At 60.7% G+C, this 21,558-nt stretch carries 7 protein-coding genes; 4 read left to right on the top strand and 3 right to left on the bottom strand.

Features of this window, described 5'->3' with window-relative positions:
* Positions 1-96: 96 nt before the first annotated feature.
* Entirely contained in the window at positions 97-1,557 is a 1,461-nt protein-coding gene (locus tag HZB60_12180; protein MBI5060524.1) for a hypothetical protein, read from the top strand.
* Positions 1,558-1,679: 122 nt separating this feature from the next.
* Here HZB60_12180 and HZB60_12175 read toward each other — a convergent pair whose 3' ends face one another.
* Together HZB60_12175 and HZB60_12170 are read right to left on the bottom strand one after the other, a co-directional pair.
* Positions 1,680-5,675 (bottom strand): M6 family metalloprotease domain-containing protein, encoded by a 3,996-nt coding sequence (locus HZB60_12175; GenBank protein ID MBI5060523.1) that lies wholly within the window; start codon positions 5,673-5,675, stop codon positions 1,680-1,682.
* Positions 5,676-5,980: 305 nt separating this feature from the next.
* Entirely contained in the window at positions 5,981-10,279 is a 4,299-nt protein-coding gene (locus HZB60_12170; GenBank protein MBI5060522.1) for a T9SS type A sorting domain-containing protein, read from the bottom strand.
* 736 nt (positions 10,280-11,015) lie between these two features.
* Here HZB60_12170 and HZB60_12165 point away from each other — a divergent pair.
* Positions 11,016-17,072 (top strand): T9SS type A sorting domain-containing protein, encoded by a 6,057-nt coding sequence (locus HZB60_12165; protein ID MBI5060521.1) that lies wholly within the window; start codon positions 11,016-11,018, stop codon positions 17,070-17,072.
* 52 nt (positions 17,073-17,124) lie between these two features.
* Positions 17,125-17,865: a hypothetical protein gene (locus HZB60_12160; GenBank protein MBI5060520.1), complete on the top strand. Its 741-nt coding sequence runs from the start codon at positions 17,125-17,127 to the stop codon at positions 17,863-17,865.
* Positions 17,866-17,962: 97 nt separating this feature from the next.
* On the opposite strand, the gene HZB60_12155 is transcribed toward HZB60_12160, so the two are convergent.
* Positions 17,963-18,703 carry a hypothetical protein gene (locus HZB60_12155; GenBank protein ID MBI5060519.1) on the bottom strand — a complete coding sequence of 247 codons (741 nt, stop codon included), beginning with the start codon at positions 18,701-18,703 and terminating at the stop codon, positions 17,963-17,965.
* A gap of 430 nt (positions 18,704-19,133) precedes the next feature.
* On the opposite strand from HZB60_12155, the gene HZB60_12150 reads away from it, so the two are divergent.
* Entirely contained in the window at positions 19,134-20,432 is a 1,299-nt protein-coding gene (locus tag HZB60_12150) for an MFS transporter (protein MBI5060518.1), read from the top strand.
* Positions 20,433-21,558 lie beyond the last annotated feature (1,126 nt).

The raw sequence follows: 21,558 nt of genomic DNA, 5'->3' as shown, positions 1-21,558 counted from the left end.
CAGGAGATTCTCGTCATGAAGCAGAGAATTCTTCTGCCTTTTCTCCCGCTCCGTTCACGGGGGGGCAAGGGGGGGGCCGACCGGAGCAGCCGGTTGTTGCCGCAGCTACTTATCGCTTTGCTGCTTTCGCTCTCATCCGTTTTCGCGCAATCCGCCGTGGTCACCCAGTGTGAATGGTTTACCGGAGTCGATCCCGGCCTCGGCAATGGTACCGCAATCGCCCTTGGCACTCCGGAGGCGCAGGAGAGCCTGGCCTTCAGTGTCGCCACGGGTTCGTTCACTGCCGGTCAACTGACCAGAGTGAAGATTCGCTGTAAGGCGGATAGTGTCCGCGGACCGGATAGTCTCACGGCCGGCCGGACTAATATCTGGGGGATAGCAACGGATGGTTTGTTACTGCTCTCCCCGGCGTCTGGAGTTGCCCGACTCGTGACTTCAATGTCCTACCAAGTCGACAACGGTTCCTTCACCAATGTGGATGTCGCCGATGCGGGCATCGCGAACTTCGCCGACATCGTCTCCACGGTCGGTCTGACCGATGGCCTGCATCGTGTTCGCATTCGCGCCACCGACGACCTGAGTCGCACCGGTGTCGTGACCGATGGCTATCTTGTCGTCTCCAACACGGCGGCCTTTGCGACGCGCCTCGTCACCCAGTTGGAATATCGTTTCGACAGCGGCGCGTTCACGCCCGTGGATGTTGTCGATGGCGCAATCGTCAATCTGAATGAGATTATCGCCACGGCCGGTTTGACGAACGGACTGCATCGTCTGCAAGTTCGTTCAACCGATGATCTCGGTCGTGTCGGCCCGGTGCACGATGGTTATCTGGTCATTTCGAACACCGCCGGTTCGGGTCCGCGTCTGGTCACTCAAATGGAATACCGGATTGACGGTGGGGCTTTTGTCCCCGTGGATAATGCCGATGCCGGGATTGTCAATTTCAATGAACTCTTCGCTACCAATGCACTGGCAATTGGCCTACATAACTTCGACCTGCGTTCGCTTGATGATCTGGGCCGCATCGGTCCAGTTCATCGCGCGTATCTGATTGTCAGTTCACCCTTCGCGGGCGGCGGGGAGCGCTACCTGACGGCGGCGGAGTATTTCATCAATGTTGATCCGGGTCCGGGCAACGGGGTGCCGATTCCGCTTCCCGGCGACGGCACGTGGGATGAAGGAATTGAGGACGAGGCGGTCTTATTGACCGGACTTCCGGTCGGTCTGCATCTGTTCGGCCTGCGCACGCGTGATGATCTGGGCCGCTGGTCGGTCGCCGGCACGGACTCGATTATTGTCGGTCCCGTGCTGACGATTCGCCCCGTTGCCGGCAACATCGTGCTCGATTGGCGGGTCGATCCGGGCGCCACTCAATACAAGATCTACCGTGCGCCAACGTTCGGCGGTTCCTACGCGTTGATCGACTCCACCACCGCACAAACCTATACCGATGCGACCATTGTTCCCAGTCCGGCGCAGCGGTACTATCACGTGACCTTCGAGGCCGGTGCGTTTTCGACCTATCGGCTGCCGGCGGCAACCCCGGTTCTCGAGTAGCCGGTTCAGAGACTATTCGGTCCGCTTCAGGAAGCAAGGGGACAGCCAATCCGGCTGTCCCCTTCTGCTTTTTCCCCTTTGCGACCAACCCCCACTGCTCTCCGTTGCCTTCCGCATGTCCCTCACCGCATGAGTACAATGCGTCGGGTTTGGCTGAAGTCGGCTGTCGTTAGTCTCAACAGATATGCTCCCGAGGCGAGGCTGCGGCGATTGCCATCATCGCCGCCCCACGTCAACACGTGAATGCCTGCCGCTCGCTGCTCATCCACGAGCACGGCCACGCGGCGACCCAGCGGGTCGAATACAGTGATATTCACGAGTCCGGCCTGGGGCAGGCCGAAGCGAATCTGTGTGGATGCATTGAACGGATTCGGAAAGTTCTGATCGAGTGAATACTCGGCGGGGATCCCCTCCCCCGTCCCTGTCGTGCCAGCCACTTGACCTCCCCCCGGCAGCGGCTCACCGCCGGCGTGAATGGCGAAATCTGCGTCCGAACTGTCACCCACCGTGGCATAGTTGATCGACATAACCCGGATGCGCGCGGTCTCGGTCAGCGCGCCAGCCGCGACCCAGCGATAGGAACCGTTATTGGCGGCATTGGAGGCCAGCGTCTCCCACGCTCCCGCGGGATAACCGCGATTCAACATGACTCGCACATTGCCGCTCATGTTCGTCGAAGTCCAGCGCACCGTATCCGCGCGACCGATCACCCAAATCTGTCCGCCGTTCGGGCGCGTCACCGTGATCGACCGCACTCCGATCGCAAAGTTCACGTTGGAAATGTCACTGATGTTCGCGTGCACCGTTCCGGTAACGCGAATGCGCGCGGCAGTCGTCAGCGGTCCGGTCACGGTCCAACTGTGCAAACCGTCATTGGCCGTCGAGTCCGCGATCAGCTCCCATTCACCTGCCGGGTACGTCCGGTTCAGCTCCGCTCTCACAAACTCGCTGTAGAGATACGGCGCCGACCACGTGATATTGCTCGCGGCCCCAAGCATCAGAGTTACGGCGGTATTCGGGGCGGTGACGGTAATCGCTCGTTCCGCGATACGGAAATTCACATTGGACGTGTCACGCACGGTGGCATGCGCGGTTCCACTGATGCGAATCCGGGTCGTGCCGCTGGCGGGCAGCGCGACCAACCAGCGATAGCTTCCCGTATTGGGGATATTGGAGGCCAGGACCGTCCATGTGGAATAGGGATAGGAGCGGTCGATTTCGAGATTCAGGTTTTCCGGCAGATTCTGCGATGTCCACGTGATGCTCGCGCTGTCTCCGACGAGCCACACCACGGCTGTATTCGGCGCGGTCACGGTGATCGAGCGCCTCGCAATGGTGAAGTTGGCGTCGGACGCATCGCTGGCGCTCGGATGATTGATTGCGGTAATCCGGATTCGCGCGGCCGTGCTAATGCCCGCCGGAACCGTCCGCACGTAGGTTCCCGTATTCGGTACGCTCGCGGCCAGCGTCACCCACGTGGACGACGGGAACGTCCGGTTCAATTCGATCCGCATGTTCTCGGCAAGATGAGTTGACGTCCAGCGGATCGTATCGCTGTCGCCTTCGAGTTTGAATTCTCCGCCGTTGGGAGCCAGTACCGTCACGGACGGCGTCACCAACGCGAAGTCGCTGTTGGAGGTGTCGCCCACCGCCGGGTAATTCACCGCCGAGACCCGCACCCGTGCCGAACTGGTGACCGGTCCGGATACGTTCCAGCGATACCAACCGCTGTTCGTGCCGCTGGCCGACAGCACCTCCCAGCTTCCACCCGGATAGTCACGGTTCAGCTCTACGCGCACGTTTCCCGCCAGATTCGCTGATGTCCAGCGAATCGTGTCGGCACCTCCGGTCAGCCACGTGAGGTTCGTGTTGGGCCGCGTGACGGTGATCGTCCGCCGCGCAATCATGAAGTTCGCGTTTGACGAATCACCAACTGTGGTGTGAACCGTGCCCCGCACACGCACCCGCGCCGTTGTGCTCAACGGCTCCGTGATCCCCCAGCGATAGCTGCCGTCATTGGCGGTCGAATCCGCGAGCAGTTCCCAACTTCCCACCGGATACGCGCGGTTCAATTCGATTCGCACCGGTTCTCCGGTCATGTACGCGGACGTCCACTGGATATTCGCGGAATCGCCGGCGACGACGGTGACCGCCGTGTTGGGGTAGGAAACCGTGATCTGTCGCGCCGCGACTCGGAAGTTGACGTTGGAGGTGTCCCGAATCGTCGGATGTGCCGCGCCGCTGATTCGCACGCGGCAGGTTCCGCTCGCCGCACCGGCGATGCGCCAGCGATACGAGCCGCTGTTGGAGATGTTGGAGGCGATCGCGGACCAGCTGGATGAGGGATAGCTGCGATTGATCTCGAGGCTCACATTCTCGGACAGATTCTGCGAGGTCCACGTAATATCCGCGCTGTCACCCAACAGCCACACCACGGCGCTGTTCGGCGCGGTCACCGTAATGGTGCGCGCGGCGATCGTGAACACCGCGTCCGAGCTGTCCCGCACGGCGGGATAGCTGACGCTGCGCACCCGAATCCGGGCATTCGTCGTCGCCCCGGAGGTGACCCCCCAGCGATACCAGCCGGAATTCGTGGCACTCGAACTGATCGCCGCCCATGGGCCCGAAGGAAAGTTGCGATTAATCTCGATGGCTACATTCCCGGAGAATCCCGACGCCGACCAGCGGATCGTATCGGCATCGCCGACGTACCACGCTTCTCCGCCGTTCGGTACCGTCAGCGTGATCGCCGCCGGTTGCGCGCCGTAGAGGTCGGCGGTCATGGAGGCACCGGAATTGCCGATGTTCTGCACGGCGATTCCGGTCAGTTGATCGCTGTAGTTGCGGCTATTCGGATTGCTGCCCGCGTTGTAGCTTCGGTTGTTTGCCGAGCCGGGATAGGGATCGCCGCTGTTGCCGGAGCTGGTCCGTTGTTCCAACTGCCACAGCGCATCGGCCTGCTCCAGCGCCACCTGATAGTGGCCGTAGTTTGTGCGCCCCGGGTACCACTGATTGTTGTTGCCGGCGACGGCGTCGTCCACGTGATAGATCAGCAGCCCGCTGCCCGGCAGGCTCGCGTCGTATCCGGTTTGCTGCCGGTTTTCCACGAGCGCATACTGTGTTCCGCCGCCGCTGGGCACCAGTTTGAATATCGTCGCGCTGTTCTCGACCGCGGGAATGGACGCGCCGAGCTGACTGCCGGTCACAATCGTCGGCGTCACCACGCCCATCTGGATCTTGCACCACGCGTCGGGGTGCGCGGGCGAGCTGCCCAGCGTTCCGTTCCACGAACCGCCGGCCATCAAGCTCCAGCGACCCAGTCCGTGCGAGTCATTGCCGTAATCATAGAGATCAGGAAGGCCAAACGCGGCATGCCCCAGCTCGTGCACGTACACACCGACGGTCATGTCACCGGGATTCGCCCAGAGTTCCGGCTCCATGGAGTAAACGGAGGCGGTCACGCCGTCCACCTGCTGCGGATACCCGGTCTGCCACTTGTGCGACCAGATTTGATTATTGCTCCCCGTGTATTCCGCGCCCGACCCGGCGTGCACGATGAACAGCGCATCGACGTAGCCGTCGCCGTCGTTGTCGTAAGGAGCGAAATCCACCACCGGATCGACGAGGGCGATGGCATCTTCCGTCAACTTTTGCGCGTTGCGCGGATAGGATCCGAACCCGTTTTGCCCGTTCACGTAATAGGCATACGACTGCGGCGCGCGGTGCCAGCCCAGCGCGCTCGGCAGGTTCACGGTCACGACCGTCAGCGCGCCGTAAGTCACTTGTGAAACAAAATGCGGCAGCGTCCCCTGCGCGCTGCCGAACAACAGATTGTCGAAGGACGAAGCCGCGGTGCGGGAGGTGTTGTCACTGAAATCGATTAGAATTGCGATGGCGTGGAAGTCTTCATCCAGCGTCCGTCGGTCCCGCAACCGGTCCAGATAGGGAATCCGCGTCGGCGCATCCACTCCGCGCGCTTCAATCTCCGCATCGTGTGCCAGCGAAAACGGCGGGGAGATGTCGCCCCGGTCGATCCGCTCGACCAGTTCAGGGTGAGGCGGCATCGCCATTGCGGTTGCCCAGAGGAGGGTCAGAATGAGAATGACGAACCGGATCATTAGGGCCTGCTCCACATCGGATTTGCTTGGACTGGGCATCAGCGCGCAGGTTGGCAAATCGCAGCATCCGTGCCAGCCCGCAGGCAAACGAGTCCGTTGTTTGAACAGCAGTTAGCATGGCTTCAAGTCCAGCTAATCCGCGGACTGCAACCCCGGCTGGTGGAAATCAACCATCACAGCACGATTGCACCACAGCGGCGCGGCAACTTCCCGTCGGGCGGCGAGATCGGGAACCAACGAAACGGAATGACAACAGGCTCCGATTGATCGTCGGAGCCTGCGAGTTTCCGGACTGATGACGCCGGTCAGCGCAGCAGCACGAGCTTCTGAGCGGCCACGAAGTCTCCCGCGCTCATTCTGAGCAAGTAGAGACCCGAGCCAAGTCGGATTCCGCTCCCGTCGCGACCGTCCCACTCGACGCTGTAGGAGCCGGTGGCTCGGTATTCGTCAACAAACATCCTGACCTGCTGTCCCGTCAAATTGTAAATGCGAATTTCCACAGGGCCTGATTCCGGCAGGTCAAAGCGAATCCGCGTGCTCGCATTAAACGGATTCGGATAGTTGGGATAGAGCTGGTAGCTGCCGGGAAGCACGGAGTTCTCGGCGATGACCGGCGCGTCCGTGGCTTGTCCCTCGCTCAGGTTCACGCCGTCATAGAATCGCCAGCGGCTGACCTGCAGCGCGGTCGCAACACCATCGCGGCCCCGCGGCACGGCGATGATGGCGACGGTCGTACTTTCCGGCAACGCGGCACCCGTTCCCAGGGCCGCCAGCGCCACCCCCATCGCATGCGCGTCTCCGCTAATTCCGGCCGCGACGAATGAAAGCTCGGCCGATGGCTCCGCAGGTTCAATATCGCAAGTCGTCGGATCGAGGGTCGCGGGACTGAGCACCAGCGTCGCTTCCGCCACGCGCACGCCATGGCTGGCAGCACCGCACAGCGTGACCGCGAACATAGCGGTTTCCGGGTCCGGATTATCCGTTTGAACGACCGAGATCACGAATCGCGCGCCATCGTCTGTTGACCGACCCGAATTTCCGCGAACCGCGGGCGGACTGAATCCGCCCGCCGCGAGCTGCCCAAAGTTGTGGCTGAATGTTGCCAGATCGAAAAAGTCCACCCGTCCATCAGGGGTCGGCACACCTCTGCCCAATCCGCAAAGCGGATCGGGCAGTGTCGGCCCGATATCATAGATGGCAGGCGCGGGCGGACAGTCCATGAAATAGTTCGCGGCCAACAGTCCCAGATCGGGACCATCGACGACCCCGGCGGAACCATTGGGTCCGGGCATGATGTCCCGCGAATAATCACCTAACCAGTAGTTGGTCGCGAAGCCGCAATTCTGTCCGTCAACGTAAGCCGATGCCCGCGACCAGTTCCCCGCGGCGTCGGACACGAAGGCCACGTAACGGTACACATCCCGGTGTGGAGTGCTGTCATTCCAGCTCACATCGCCATCCATCCAGTACCGGGCGGCCTCACCGCCGTGGACGAGTTCACCGCGACCGTTCGTCCCGGAATATACCGCCGAGTTCGTTCCGTTCCCGGCGGCTTGCTGGACCACGAGGGTCCAACCAACCGGCGGATACGCTTTCGGATAAACGTCCACGCTGTCGATATCGGCCCATTGTCGTTGTGCATAGACCGGGTACTCGCCGGAGTCTGGGCTGCGCCAGATTTCCATGGCCACCGCATTGGCCGCATCATACGCCCATTCCCAATCGAGCCACACGCGCAGATCACCGGGAGCGGCATCGATCCGCGTCACGGAATTCTCCGGCAGAGTCAGATCGATCTCCAGGGCAAAACTGTCCACTGCGCAGTTTCCCGCGCAGTCGCAACTCCGCACGTAGAATCGATAGCGCTCGCCGTTGGCGCCGGCGGGAATCTGACTCATCATCCACGTCCACAGCGATTCTGCCTCGGCCGGGGACGTGGGGTAAGCGGTCAGGTCAGGCGCGGGCAACGGCCACCAGACGCTGTAGTCGTAACTGATCGCCGCGCTCCCCGATTCGGCATAGCAACCCACGGCAGCGGCATCCGGATTCAGCCGGATTTCGATATCGACATCACCGGCGATCCGCGCGGCTCCGTAACGGTCCGATCCGGGCGTGTTATTGTACGGAGCGGACTGACCATTGAGGATGAGCGTTGCCGGTGGCCGCGAATCCCGGATCAGAGCAACGGGTTCGGATACCGCATGATTGCAGGCGGCGTCTCCGGCGGCGATCCAAAGCAGATTGCAGCCTTCGCTCAGGTTCGTCCACAGGCTCTCCGCTGCCGCGGCATCCGGATAGTCCGGCGCCAGGAAGTCCGCTGCAATCACAGAATCCATGATCACGAACGAGTGCTGAACGGAGTCCAACACGACCAGCTCGACGTGGTTGAGGGGAGCGTTGATGGTTGAATCCCCGCGCAGGACCTGGATACCGAGCGCGCCGATCAGTTCCTCCGCAGCCTTCACCGCGCACGCGGGGCCGCCGTTGAATGCGAGCGTCGCTACTGGACCCAACGTGTCGATCGCGAGCGGTACCCGCCGGATCATCAGCCGTCGGCTGACCGTATCGGCCGCGGACACGAACCAGGCGGAATCGCCGTCCGTTGTGAACTGCATACCCGCGTCAGTTCCCGTACTCCTGAGCACCGGCAACTCCGCGGCGAACAGCGCTGGAGCGCTGGTCGAAAACGGAGCCTGCCATTCGACCTGCACCTCGATGGTCTGCGACGCCGCTCCCCCGATTCGCCTTGCGGTCGCACTCAGCAGATGCTCCGCCACGTTCTCCGCCGGTCGCACATCCAACGGCTCGACAGCATATTCCCAGGCCGGTATCAGCGGCGACGGCAAGGTGAATTGCCAGACACCGGACTGCAGGAGCGAATCGCTAACGTTCCACCTCAATTGTGTGAAGCTGCAAGAGTCCGCGAGGCCGAGGTATCGCGGATTGAACTCTCCTGCAACGAGGTGCCAGTTCACGCTCGCCGTGTTGGAAAGCCCGGCCTGATTCCCCCACAGGTCGCGACTGTCCACGGCGAATTCATAGCGTTCCAGCGGGCCGGTCAAGTTCTTCAGCAAAGCCGAGGTTGTGCCGAACTGCGCCAGCGTTGACAACCCGGAACTTGTGCGCGTGCGAACGGGCGACGCTGTCGAGACGACGGTCGTATCATAATAGACTCGGTAGCTGTCGAACCAGCGGTCCGCCGCGGGCGGCGCCCAGTACACCCGCACGCAATCCTGCCCGGCATAGTCCACGCGCTGCACGGTCACCGCCGGCGGCGCGGTCACATCGCTCTCGAAATACGTATGTTGCAGCGCACTGTCCATGGCCGCGATGAACGGATCATAATACTCCAAGGCCAGCGCGTACGTCGCGGTGGTCGCCGGCATCGGCCCGGTCAACCAATCTTCCCACTGCACCGGCGTCCACAATCCGTCGGGGTACTCGTCCAATTCGACATGCATGAAATCTTCCGGATCGATGTCAATCTGGTGAGCGGTATGACTGTATTGGCCCTGTCGGTTAACGCCGGCGCCGACCAGATCGGTGATACTCGGAATCAGCAGCGTATCCACGGGTCCGAAGTAGCTGTAACGCGGACTGCACCACAGCGAAAGATACTGATCGACGCGCCGCGTCACCGTGGGATGGCCGCTGATCCCATTCAGCGGATTGCGGCCGAGGTAATGCACGAGGTCGCGATGTTCCGCCAGATCGCGCAGCGGGATGTTCGGCCGTTGGTCATCGGCAAAGGCCGAGATTTGAACATCGCACAGGCTCGCGTGCAGCCCCGTATCGTACGAATGCATTTGCATCGTGACCAGCGGAGACAGCGGCCCGGCGTCTCGCGCATCGAATACGGCCTGAAAGCACACGTGAAACGGCGTCCGCTCATTGCGACTCGGGTCGCTGATCGACTTGGAGTTGTCGTAGGGCGGATGAAGGCTGTCCCACACCGCTTCCCGCGACGCCCCCGCGATCATGAGCAGATAGGCATCCATCCGGCAGAACATTTCGATCGCAATCGGACCGGCCATGAAGTCGTCCTGCGGATGCACCACCTGCATGACCAGCTGCGGCCGCGCTGCCGCCGGGTTGAAGACGAACACGCCCCAACCGTTGCGGAAACTGCCGATGACATCATCCGTCAGGACCGTATCCACGTTCGGGTCGATGAAACTGCTGTCCAACCGCTCGCGGAAGACATAGAACGCGCGGCTCATCGACGTGTCCTGCAGCTCGATCAACTCGTAATTCCACGCGCTGTCCGCCGCGGCCAATTCCGTCTCCGCGAGGCTCCAGTCCCCAACCAGCGCGTGATCAAAGACACTCCGCCAGGCAGTCAGCGTCGCATCGCCTTCGGGAGTGGACGGAATCGTCGAGAAGTGCCCGAACCCGTTCAACTGCGGATCAAAGAACGCCGGCCCAAAATCATTATAGCCGGGCCGGGCCACGCCCTCGACCACGTGGCTCATCCAATTATCATACGCGCACCCCGCGCAACTCCCCTGCAGGAATCCGCGCACGGTTCCGGATTCGACAGCCTGCGCCGCCGCGCTGCCCGCACTCCCCAGTAGGATCAACAATACCAAACTGCCCGTCCGCATATTCTCACCCGGTTAGTCTTATAGCATAACCTATGCGATTTCACATAGCTCAAGAGCCCGTCGAAATGTAAAGTACAAGGTAGCCCGTGCCAGATCGAAAGTCAACTCCCGGACGCGCTGAACCTACAATCCACATGTTTCCGGACCGGGAGGTCATTCACGCATCGAGCATCGTTCCACAGTTCACAAAGCGTCATTCGTGTCGCACCGCCCGCTGCCAGCTTCACTGACGATCGCTGAACACGCTGATTAACAGCACGATCCTCCTCAGGCCAATCGCGACCCGGACGGTCGTATGATAAGCGACCCATGCAGGAAGTTCCTGATTTGACTTGACAATCGCCGGGCGTCATGGTATCTTAGCAATCGTCGGCGGTGGCCGGTTCAACCGATGGTAGCCTGCAATTCATCCAATCCGCCGGTCCCGCTTGAGACCCGCTATGGATGACTATTGCGGATGCCCCCTCCGCTCTTACCGCTCCCGATATTTGTTGAGACCGCTGAATCGACAAGCAAGATCATTCCGGCGCGTGCACCATAGCGCGACGCCGCGTACAAGGAACTGATGGGCATGACTGAGCCTTATCTCGCTGGCCGCCGCACTTCTGGAACTTCGGTTCCGCTCGGTATGATCGTGGCCGTTGCACTGATGCTCTTATCCTCCGGAGCCTATGCTCTTCCTCCCGTCCCCCCGACTGCGGGTCTGGCTGACCCGTCGCCTCTAATCGGCGTGTCCTTGCCTCTCATCCCGTCGCCACCGATCGAGACCCGCTTTCCCGGCCGCAGGGAGGTGATCTCGCCGGGAATCTACGGCCAAGCCGGTCCGTGGATCGCTCCGCCTGTGGATCGTTCGACGCTGGACCTCGTTGCCGAAGTCTGGGTCGATGACGATTTCAGCGAGGGCAACGCCGGCGGCCATACGTGGGCGACCGATGCGTTCGCCACCATTCGTGAGGGTATCGCGGCGGCTGATGCCGGGGCGACCGTGCATGTCTATCCCGGAATCTACCACGAGACCACGCCGGGGTGCTATCTGTTTGACGCTTCCGGACCGCATCAATTCGGACTCTTCCTCCCTGCTTCCAAGCCGGGGATCATTATCGAAGGCGTGGACGGCGCCGGTTCGGCGATCGTTGACTATCACAGCATCGCGGCCGAGGTGCTCTATACCGCGGTCAGTGCGTCCGGGACCAGCGGGGTGTTCGTGGAGGCCGACAGCGCCACGATTACGGGCCTCTGGATTCACAACGAAGCCGCTCAGGAGGTCGATCAGACGTTCGAGATTATCGGTGACGGATTCACGCTGCGGTATTGCAAGATCGACGACTGGGATCAGACCTACTGGTACGGCGGTTCGACGAGCTTCTTCGACTGGCGTTACGACACCGTGAACGCGCAGTCGCACATCCGCACGTACTCGGTCGAGTACAACTTCTTCCCGCGCAATAATACCATCGATATCGCCAACGGTACCGGTTATGGCTGGCCGGCAAGCGGACGCGTGATTCGTTTCAATGATTTCGACTCGAATCTGGATATCTACAGTTCGTGCAGTTTCACCGGCACGGTCCCCGCGATCGGTTGGTATGTGTATCCCGTCGGCGGCGCGGTCATCGCGGGGAACACGTTTTCCAACGGTGCCTCGCAGTATCTCACGGCCCGCGGAGTTTACGACGACGCGCAATTCGACTGGGCCGCCTATTGGAACGACAACACGTTCGACCGCAAAGTGGCGCACGGCTCCAATCCGCCGGGTGTGCTCGCGGAATACACCTCCGACGTCTATGAGCACACGCGTCGCATCGGCACGGTGATCGCGGATGAAATCTTCTACGCGACGGCGGGCGAAACCGTGCTGATCGGCGGCGGCGGCTACGTCGAGAACCTGCTGGTCAACAAGTCCATCTCCTTAACCGGCTCGGGCGCGGCGGCGACGACGATTTATCCCGCGGTCTCCGATCCCGGACCCTGCGGCGGTGCTTCGTTCCAGAATTCTCAGGTGCTTATCGTCGCGGCCCACGACGTCACGATTTCCGACCTTACCATCGACGGCGACAATCCCGCGCTGGCCGGAGGCATTGCCGATGGCGCGGTCGATATCAACGCGCGCAACGGGATCATTGAAGCCGACGGTCCGTGGAACAATCTGGTGGTACACCACTGCACGGCAAAGAACCTTTATTACCGCGGGATCTATGCGCGCAGCGGCGGCAGCGGCTTCCATTTTCATCACAATACCGTGCTGAATCTCGATGCCTGCCCGTACGGCATCGGCCTTTACAATTTCGGCGGATCAGGCATCATCGAGGACAACGCCGTGGCTTACTGCGGGGATGCCATCGCCGCCAACGGGTCACGCGGCACACAATTTCTGCGCAACGTCGTCACCAACAGCAGCAGCGGAGTCCACACCGACAACAGCGTCGGGCCGATCGCGGACCAAATCCGGAACAATCAGGTCAGCGCGGGCGGGCCGAACAGCTATGGCGTGTGGGTGTTCTTCCCGGCTGTGAATACGACTCTCGACAGTAATCAGGTTACGAACAACGATGTCGGCCTGTTTGCGTGGGGCGGAGTCGGCGGTGTCAGCCAATTCACCAGTAATTTCGTGGACGGCCAGAACCGGCCCAATTCAGTTGGGATCGCGGTCACCCCGGGACCGGACAGTTGGGCGTCGTGGCAGGCCGACGTCGCCTGTGATTTCAGCGGCAACACCACCGCCAATTGCACCTATGGCTTCGATCTTGAAACGGATGAAGACGGCGGCTTCGCGACCACCGTCACGTCCGCTGCCTACTCACAGACCGGACATAGCTATGATATCTACGTTGCGGGTCTCGGTGCGTTGAGCTACTCCGGCCTCGGTGGTCATACCGTCGTCGTAGGTTTCCCGGCTCGCGCGCAGGACGGGATCGATTTGGCGTTGGGCAGTACCGTCTATCTGGCGGCGGGAACCTATGTCGGACAGCTTCACATCGCCAATCACGCGGAATTGAACTTGATCGGCGCGGGCATCGGTTCGACGGTGGTGCGGGCCCCGGCCACGGCAATGCCGCTCTACTTTCCGACCCCGGTCTATAACTATCCGATCATCTTCTGCGACCATTCCACGGTCCACATCTCCGACCTCACGGTGGATGGTGACGGCAAGGGAAATCTCAATCAGCGCTTTCACGGCATTGGGTTCTGGAACTCGGCCGGATCGGTTACGGACTGTTACGTGACGCGTGTCCGCAATACGCCGTTGAATGAAGCTCCGGGCGGCATCGGCATCTATGCCAATGGCTCGCTGCCGGGTCCTTACGCGGTAGCGGTCACCGGCTGCACGATCGACGACTGTCAGAAGGGCGGCATTACGCTGAACGGGGCCTCGACCCTCGGCACGGTGTCGAACTGCTCGGTGACACTGGCGGGACCCACCGCCGCGGCCGCGCAGAACGGAATTCAGTTTGGTTTTGGCGCGAGCGGTACGATCTCGGGCTCGACATCGAGCGGCTGTGCCTACCTGCCGAGCGGGACCCTTTCGTGCGGCTACCTGTTCTACGAAGCCGGTCCGGTCAACGTGACGAACTCCGGCGGCTCCAACAACCAGATCGGCGCCTACTATGTCGAGACCAGCGGCAGCTACAACGGCGGCACGTTCAGCTCGGCTTCCGGCATCACCTATTATTCGGCGGGCGTCGGAGCGGATAATCGATCGCTCACGACCGGCCGCCGGAATCTGAGTCCGCTGGTGGATCCCGTGCCCGGGCACGGACCGCTTGATGCCGCGCAGGATGAGGTCGTCAGTTTCTCGAATCTGACCGTGATCGGAACCACGCCCGTCTCGGTCAATAGCTGGGGCATTGACGTCTATAGCTCGAGCTTCAATGTGGATGTAACCGTGACCGACAACGTCGTGACGAATTGGGACAAGGGCATTTCATTGGACATCGTCTCGCCCGGAACCATCAACATCGGCACTATCACGGGCAACCGCATGACGAATACGAATAATGCCCTTGATGATTCTCCGGGCCATAGCTGGAACGGCAACTGCTACAGCGATTACGCACTGAACTCCGGTTTCGGCTTCGGACGTTACGATATCCCCAATGCCGGGAATCAGGACCCGAATCCGAATCCGAATGGCTGTTCCAACGTCGATCTGGCCCTCGCCGATCCGACGATCGGCTGTGTTGCGGGCGATTCCTGCAACGTCGATGTGTTGCACGTCATGATCGACCGTGCCGCGCTCACCAATCTGCGCCTGGTCTTTCAGCTTCCCTCCGGCTTCCAATTGCTCGACCCGGCCAATGGGGCGGCACTGCCGCAAGCTCCGGCCGACTCAAATACGGTCTTCGCGCAGGTCAACGCCCTAGCCGGCGACTCGTTTGAACTGGACATCGCATGGGACGGTTTTGCCGGCGGCAGCTCGGGAAATCCGGCTCAGAAAGTGGCGTCGATCCCGCTCCGGAATGTCGGCGCCGTGAGCGGATCTTACAAGATCAGTGGCGCGCATTCACTCTGGATCGACACCAACGGCGGTCAACACACCGATGACATGATTCTCTCCGCGATTTCGGTCATTGTGGACTGTACGCCGCCGACCATCACCTCGTTCTCGAATCCGGCAACGTGCTCCGCCTTCGGCTCCGCGCTGTTGTTGATTGACAAGTTGACGGTGGTGCTCGACCGCGGGGTCGATGGCTCGGCTCTGGATTCGGCCTGGGTCACCTTCAGCCCGGGCGGTTACTCGTTCCCGCTCTTCGGGTCGAACCCGGTCTCTAATCCGTACACCGTCACCTTTCCGGATGCGGGCAGTGCCGCTGCGTTTTACGCAAACCTGTTGAACAATGGTTGCACGACGCTCACGCTTCACGTGAGGGACGCGCGCTGCAACGAAGCTGCGACCGTCGATCTCGTCGTGGGCCGTGATGAAACAGCGCCGTCGCTCGCGGTCAGCAATGGCACTCCACCGAACTTCTGTTTCAACAACGCGGCGGGTGCGAACTTTGGCGGCAGCGAGCTCGACAACTATCTGGATGTCACGTGGCTGCCCGGCACCGATCCCTGCCATGCGGCAACGGGTACGCTGCACTTCGCCCACGCCGGGGTCCCGGACTGGGTGGCCGAAATCAACGACTCAGGCTATCCCGGCTCCGACTCCACCGCGCTTGAGCTTTGGAACTGGATGCTGACGGTGCCGGGTCTGGCAACGGCCAACGGCGACTCCTTCACATTCGACGTGCGGGCCGAGGACTGCGCTGGAAATACGAGCGGTATCCAGCAATTCACGATTTGTGTGGACACGCAGGCGCCGGAAAATACGATCGCCGCGTTCGATGCCCGCCCGGCACACAACGGTGTCTGGCTGAATTGGTCGTGGGCGGCTGGTTCGCAGGCTCAGGAACTTCGCGTTTACCGCAGCGCGCTGTCGGGCGAATATCCGGGCTATCCCAATGCCCTCTGGAATTCGGACGCCAACTACCCGACGGCGACGGTCCCGCCCGCCGGCTGGACCCTTGTTGCCGCGCAGTCGGCCTTGAGCGGGATGCAGACCTCCGCCGGGATGGTCGCCGCCAACAATCGCGGGGATTTCCATCAGCACATCACCGACTCTGACACGTTTTGGCTTGACGCCGATGCCGGTTGGATCGACGGCGATGGAAACGCCTCGACTTATCGCGACATCTATCGCTATCTCACTTTCGTCCGCGATGCGGGTGGAAACTGGTCCACGGGTTTCGCTCCGACGATGGGCGTGAATGCGGATCGATCCACCAACTACTGGCTCGGCGACTTCAGCACCGCGGACGGTGTCGGCCCGACCTCGTCGCGCGGCCGCGTGGACTCTGACGACCTCACGCTGCTTTCCGTCGTGTACTTCTCGTCGGTTGTCGGCGATTTCCGTAACATCGGCCCGGTCCTCGTCGAGAACGGTGGCGTCGGTAAAGGCATTCCGACACCGGATGTTGCCGGGACGATTGACTTTTCCGATCTGGTTCCGATGACCTTCAACTACAACATGGTCGCGCCGGTCGGCAATCCGCTGGAATTCTGGATGGCGCCGCTGCCGGAGGAGCTGCCGCCCTTCGATCGCCTCGATCAGGCGCCGCCCGGCATCGCGATTTCGATTCCGGACGAATCGGCGCTTGGAGCCGGCGACGAATTCACGGTCGCGCTAACACTAAGCGGGAACACCGAGAACAGGGTTAAGGCAGCCGAGGCGGAATTGCAGTTCGATCCGTCCGTGTACGGATTCGTATCGTCAACCTCCGGCGATGTCCGCGCGGCGGGCGAGTTATTCTTCAAGGTCGCCGAGGTTGCGGGCCATCCGGGCAGGCTCGGAATCATTGCGGCTTCGTGCGGCGGCCGCACGACTCTGACGGGCGACGGAACCATCGCGGCGATCACGCTGCGCGTGCGAAGCGCGGATCCCGCGCGGGCACAGCTCTCGCTCGCGGCGATCAAACTGCTCAGCAACACCGGTGCGACGCTGGAAATGACGGGCAACGTTCTGAATGTAGGTTCTTCGGCCATGCTGCCGCAGTCGTACGCGCTCTACCAGAACTATCCGAATCCGTTTAATCCCACCACGAACATCCGGTTTGATCTGAAGGAAGCCGGGCGGGTCACGCTAATGGTACACAACGTCCTCGGGCAAGCGGTCGCGACGGTACTCGATCAACACCTGGATGCCGGGCGCCATCAGGTTACGTTTGACGCCGGCGGCTTGTCCTCCGGTCTCTATGTGTATTCCATCAGTGTAAACGGTTTCACGGACCTGCGGAAGCTGGTGTTGATGCGCTGATCGCGCGTCCGAACCGATGAAGATGCGAAGCGAAAGTTAATCGGGAAGATCCATGATTCACTATTGGCGAATATTGCTGATTACGGCCTTGGTCGCGAGCAGTGTGACTACGGCTCAGGCGATCCAGCTCTATTTCGCGCCGGACAGTTCCTTCGCCGCGGTCGGGGACACGATCCGGCTCTCCGGTCAAATCACACCGACGGACACGCTGCGCGGGTTTTCGGTGTACCTGGTGTATGACACGACCAAGCTCGCTCTGGTGGGTGCGCCGGTGCCGGGATCGCTGATTGCGAGCCGCTCCGATCTCGATTTTCGCTATGCCGACCATGTCTTGTCCGCTCCGGATTGGTTGGAGGTTGGCGCCACGGTGTTCAGCGCGGACTACTGGGCCGGGCCGGGTGAGCTATTTCAAATGAGCATGGTCATGCGCGGCTGCGGAGACGAAGGCATGACGGCTGAAGTCGGCTTCCGGCAGCCCGGCGGCGAGTACATTGCGGGCGACTTCTCGTCGCCGGCATTTCTGATCTGCGATCGCGTTCCGGTTCAGCCCGGTCAGCTGGTGGCCGCTCCCTGGCCCGCGGGCTCGGTGACCCTTCGTTGGAATCGCGTCATGAGCGACACACTCGGGCGTCCGATTCTGTTCCCCGTGCGGTACGACATCCACCGTCAGCCGGTCTTTCCGTTGTTTGGGCCTGAAATGGTGATCGCAGCAACGGCTGACTCGGTATTCGTGGATGCGCTGGATTCTACGGAAACGTATCACTACACGATCACGGCCACGACGACTCCCTGAGCGCGACTCGAACTCCGCCGCATGATAAGGCCCCGTTGCTCGACGGGGCTCTTTCTGTTATGAAGCGGTGGATGGGTGTGAGTGACGCCGCGGAATGTCACGGAGTGAGCACGATCACTCGATAGTTCCACGACTGCCCGTCCATCCCAATGGTGTTCGAGGCCACGGTGTCAGCGGTTTCGGTGAGCACCACTTCGGGTTCAGGCACGGGCAGCATCTGTTGTCCGAGGACGCGGTAGATCGGCGCAGACCAGAGCGGCCGCTGCAGGGTGTCCAGCAGCACTTCGTGCCAGCGCAGGATTACCGTCGGTCCGAGATTTTGATAGCAGGTCAGGTTTGACGCGGGCTGTGGTACTCGCGGGCACACACCGACAATGGCTCCGGCAAATGCGACGGGGACCGCATTCCCGCCGCCGTCAAGGAAGATCGGCGCAAACGGTGCCGTCATGACGGCATCACCGCACGTCCGCGTGGCCAGCGTCAATTGAAACAGTTCGCCCGGTCCCTGCCAGAGATCGGACCCGATGATGGTCGCGGTCACCTCGAGTAGTGTCGGGTGCATCGGCGCATGATCGAAGTAGTCGAATTGCAGTCCGCTGTGTCCGGCGACCAGAGGTCCCGGCAGCAGAGGCGGGATCAGATCGATAACATTCGTATCGTAGGCCAGGTAAACCGTGAAGCTTCGCAGCAGATCGCTGGCCGTGATCCGAGCGGAGAGTGTGACCTCTTGACCGGCGCTGGCTTGCAGCGTATCCGGATCCAGGTAGAAATCCAGCGATAACGCAGGCACCGTCATCAGAAGCAGCAACGACAACCGTGTCAGGATTCGGATTCGCATGCCGTAAGAAATCTCGATTATTGCTGCCGGGCGGAAGTGACCGATGTTCCGATCGACGGCAGCGATTGAGGAGCAGTTACATGATACCCCGGCGGACAGGGAAAGTCAAGTCGCTTCGGCCCCGGCCACAGAACCGTCGCCATCCGGTTGCAATTCGAGTTCCAGCGGAGTCGCTGTCATGTATTTGAAATTAAAGGTCTTACAGAATCTCAACTTGTACCGACGGGACGGTTGAGCTCCGGGGTGCGCCTCTTTGGTCGGGATGGATCGCTGCGTCGGCCTTGAGGATATCGCACAAATAGCTTACCTTGTGGCGATTCATTTCCACGGACCATAGTCAGAGTCGCATCTCTCCCGCCGGCCCAAATCCATTTCCCCTGTGAGCACTACCCCCGCAACGGATTCTCAGGCAGAATCCAAGAATCTATCGATGCGCGAGAGCTTTCGCATCATGTTCCGCGCCTCGCGCGCCTATTGGCTGGTCAATCTGGTCAATTTCGGCGACGGCATTGCGTACTTCGGTATTCTGAATCTGCTGACGCTGTTCATTCACGATCAGTTGGGCCTAACGGATACCATGACCGGTGTGGCGGTGTCGGTGTTCACGGGTGCGGTGACGCTGTTCATGTTTTTCGGTGGGTTCGTGTCAGACCGGCTCGGCGTGCGCAAGGCGCTGATGGTGTCGCTGCTATTCTTATTGTTGGGCCGGATCTTCCTGACCTCGAGTCCGCTGTTCGATGCGACCGGAGTGCTGCTCTGGACGAGTCTCGCACTGATGGCCTTGGGAACGGGAGTGTTGCAGCCGTCGCTGTATGCGGGAGCGAAGGAATTTTCGGATCCGCGCACGTCGGCGATCAGTTACAGTCTGATCTATGCGATCATGAATTTCGGGATCGTGATCGAGAGCTACATGTCTCCGTTCATCCGCGAGCGCGGCGGGATCGAGGCGGTGTTCTGGACAATGGCGGCGGTAAACGGCGTGGTGCTGGTGGCGATTCTGCTCCTGTTTACGCGCAAGGTCGAGGATCGTGACCGGGTGGTACACATCGAGCCGCCGAGGCCTGAGCACGCGACGCTGAAGCAGAAGCTCAAGGCGCTGCCGATTCTCGATGCGCGGTTCATGGCATTCATCTTCATTCTGCTGCCGGTGCGGACGATGTTCGCGCATCAGTGGTTGACGATGCCGCACTACATCATGCGCTGTTTTCCGGAATCTGTCGGCGCGCGATATGAGTGGTTTCAGGGGTTGAATCCACTGATTATCACGGTAGCGGTTCCACTGGTGGCGGCGTTGACGCGCAAGGTGGATATCATATTCATGATGGTGCTGGGGACGGTGATCTCCGCGGCGGCGACGTTCATTCTCGCGCCCGCGCCGGATTTGACGCTGCTGATCACTTACATATTCGTGTTTTCGATCGGCGAGGCGATCTGGTCGAGCCGGTTCTTTGAGTACATTGCAGATCTCGCTCCGGCGGGACGGGTGGGGGCGTACATGGGGTTGGCGGGGATTCCGTGGTTTTTCGCGAAGTTCACGACAGGTTTCTATTCGGGATTCATGCTGGAGAAGTTCATTCCCGAGCAGGGCGCGCAGGACAGTGGGGCGTTGTGGATGATTTACGGCGTGATCGCGCTGATTTCGCCGCTGGGGTTGTTGGTGATGAAGAAGTGGATGGTCGGCAGAACGGAAGCAAGCGGAGAGCAGAAAGCGGAAATTCGGATAGGGTAAGTGGGCGCGGGGTGGGGAGATGCACGGTAATTGACGGAACGAACTCAGGCTGAAACGATGAAGGATGAACGACGACGTTGAGGAGGGCATGCGAGGACATTGTTTGCCCAAACGAACTGGTTTACTCTTTGAGAATCAGAAGCTTGTACGGTTTTTGTCGAGGTAGATTGCATCGCCAGCAATGGCCGATAGATGAACGAAGATAGATGATAGATGAGGAGTTGAGAGCTGACTCTGACCCACTTGGACGCTCATAATATACGAAATTTTGGTCAAAAAGTCAATCGCTGTGGCTTAAAATGTACAAGTCGCTGTTCATCCTGATGTTGGGGGTCGCGGGCGCTGCCAGCGCCAGAGATGGGGCACATGGAGACATGTGCCGCCAAGGGCAGAGTGTCTTCTTCGTGGCCAATGAGGGGCAGTGGGACGAGCCGTTTGCGTTTAAGCTCAGCGCGGGAGGCACGACGATTTGGGTGACGGAGGCGGGGTTGACGATTGACATTCGAGAAAATCGAAAATCGAAAATTGAAAATCGAAATGCCGAGTTCCGAGACCGATTCCGGCCGGGTTGCGCGGACTTAACCCGGCTCGGCGGGCTAAATCCTTGAACGACTGGATCAGCAGAAATAGGCAGAGGCCTTCACAACTGAGGTACCGCGTGAAGTGTGGCTCCGCGGATTTGGACCCAGCGGCACGTGTGATTATGTGCGAATAGCTGATGAAGGGCTGGTCGCCCAGGTTAACGACTGGATTCAACTCGGACTGCCCGCTCCGCCCGATCCCCTGTATGACCTTGTGCTTTTGCGCCGAATTAATCGAACCTATCCACACGAGATGGGCCACGTTTTCGGAATTAGTCATCACGACCCGAGCGCTGCGGGTCAATATTCTTGTTTTATGAAAGCCCCATTTCTCGACGATTTGCACGCAGATTGGACCCAGTATAGCTGCGGCGAAGGATATTTGGATGATCAGTGGAACTGTGCTAGTGTAGTGTCTCACTCAGATTGCAACTTATCGAGGGCGGCGCGGGCGTGACGGAACTTGGTAATGATGTCGTCGGCGGTTGCGGCCCAGCGAAACGGGGTTGGGTTGTCATTGTGCTGTTCCACCGCTGACATAATGG

The organism is candidate division KSB1 bacterium (genome assembly GCA_016214895.1).
In the GTDB taxonomy this organism is placed as follows: domain Bacteria; phylum Electryoneota; class RPQS01; order RPQS01; family RPQS01; genus JACRMR01.
This window is presented reverse-complemented; position numbering and strand designations above follow the sequence as displayed.